General features: G+C 51.9%; 1 pseudogene. It reads right to left on the bottom strand.

Annotated elements, in window-relative coordinates:
* Window positions 1–2375, bottom strand: a pseudogene (locus tag FRY97_RS22535) (hypothetical protein); the annotation flags it as partial.

Raw genomic sequence — 2375 nt, 5'->3', positions numbered from 1 at the left:
TAGGTCAGTATCGCAGTTGTCCACTGCTGATGGTGCGCCTGTGAAGACGTAAGTGCCTTCGATGAACGCGGTCTCTTGTGCTACGCTGCCTGCGTCGCCGCCGTACAGTACGTCAAACGCGCTGCACAGGAAGTCTGCAGGATCGTTAGGCGGGCAAGTGATAACTGGGTCTGCCTTGTCCTCGCCGGTGATATTACCCCAGCATGGCTGGAAGCCATCGGTGAAAGGATCTGGTGCAACGCCAGTAAAGCTGAAGTTCTCAATCGTGAACAAGCCTTCATCACCAATGCCGCCGTCTAATCCGTCGCTGTTATACGCAAACACGAACAGGTCTCCACCATTTAAAGCAATGGTCTCAGAACCAGCGCCAGGAGCAGTGTTCGCCTCAGATAACAGTACCTGTGAAACTTGGCCATTCTGGTCGATCGCATAAAACGCCACCTCAATTAGAAGGCCTGGGAAGAAATCAGTCGTGGTAAAAGACCAGTCAAAAGAGAGCGTCCCTTCCTCAGGTATTACGATAGCTGTTGCTGCAATTTCCGTATTGATGCCATTAAATGGAAGGTTGCCCTGGTCGTTGGTGAACAGCTCTAAAGAAGAGCCGTCAGCAGCAAAAACCACGTTGCCTTCAGAGTTAGAAATATCCACCCAGCTGGCTGGAGCAAATGGGCCTGTGAAACCTTGAACTTCCAATGCCATAGGGACATCGAGCGCAATCTCATAAATAAATTCTCCATACCCATCAAGGGTACTGCCATTGCTAGGATCAGCATCGTTAACGATATTGATCACGAAATCTTCATTTTCAAAACAGCCGAAGCTGCCTTCCAGCACCATATCCGCTGTAATTACCCGTGAGCAGTTGGCATCGAGGGTGACGTTGATATTGTCGTTGCAAGCCAGGTTCTCCATTGGGGCTTGGCCCTGTGTTACCACAATATCGAATGACTCTGAAGAAGCATTGCCTGCATTGTCTGTTGCCGTGATGGTAACGGTGTGGGTGCCCGTGCCTACCATTGCTACGAATGAATTCGTCATAGCGATCTGCGCAACACTGCCTGAAGAGATGCTCACGCTCGGCGCAAACTGGCCGTCGCAGTTGTCATTGGCTGTTGCCTGGAAGATGACCGAAGCCATAGCATCCTCCTCACATGGGTCGAGCGCAACGTTGATGTTCTGTGATGGATACACGATAACGGGCTGGAATGTATCCGGCTGATCGTTCACCGTCAGCACGCCGTCTACTGTTGTAGAGAGGCCGTCGCCATCAATATAAACCGCCAAAAGGAAGTCTCCATCATTAGCTGCTGTGATCACTGTAGAGACTTCGAACAGGCCATCGCCCAAGCTAGCTATAGCATCAACTGGCGCACCGCCGATGGTGATGGCTGGCGCTGCTATAGGATCGTCGCAGTCGTCAGATACGCGCACTTGGAAAGTAGCATTCAGTTCTGTTGCGCAAGCAGGGACCGTGAACGTCAGGTTGCCAGGGATTTCAACCACTGCAGCCTGAGGAGCCTCCTGTACTACTGTGATCAGTTGTTCTACAGAAACCCCGCCGTACTCGGCTACAAATGCATACTGGCCAGGAGCCGCTTGGGCCTCAGCCTCAAAGTAAACAAAGCCGTCTTCTACCTGAGTAGCAGTGATGGTTACACCGCCTGGGATGCCAGAAAGCGTGATAACTGGTGTATCTCCAGCATCAATATCGCAATCGTAGATATTGCCAGACAGCAAAATATTTGCTGTGGTTTCGCAAGCAGAGATCGTGTACTCCTGATCGTTGCCAGAGAGGTCGACAACCGGATCGGGGGAAGCAACCTGCTCCACTTCGATCGTAAAGCTATAAGTTGAGCTATTGCCCAAGTCATCCGTCGCAATGAAGGAGACCAGTTGGTTGCCTGCAGTCAGGACTGCGCCAGAAGCGGGGCCCGCAGTCTGTACCAGCGCCACATCCAGGTCACAATCATCCGTTGCGACAACGGTGTAAGACACCGGCACGCCTTCGTCCTGGCAAGCTGGGATCTGCACCGCAAGTGTGCCGCCATCGGCTACAGGGCCTGTGATTACAGGGGCATTCTCTTCATTGACAATTACCGTGTAGGTGTTTGTCGTTGTATTGTTGTTGCTGTCAGTAGCAGTCAGGGTGACTACGTTGGTGCCTGTTGCAGCAAAAACTTCAACAGAATAGACCCCGCCGCCTACAGGTGTGGTCAGTACAGATGGCCCTGCAACAACTTGATCATTGGCATTGGTTACCACTGCATCGAACACAATATCTTCAGGTGCTGTACATGGCAGATCGTCTGGGAAAACCATCCATACCAACTGTACCCCACATTCGCCCTCAGGCGTATCAAACTCCAGCTGATCGC

The organism is Phaeodactylibacter luteus, from assembly GCF_007993045.1.
Classification (GTDB): Bacteria; Bacteroidota; Bacteroidia; order Chitinophagales; family Saprospiraceae; genus Phaeodactylibacter; species Phaeodactylibacter luteus.
The sequence above is the reverse complement of the archived record's forward strand: the minus strand, read 5'-3'. Positions and strand labels throughout refer to the sequence as shown.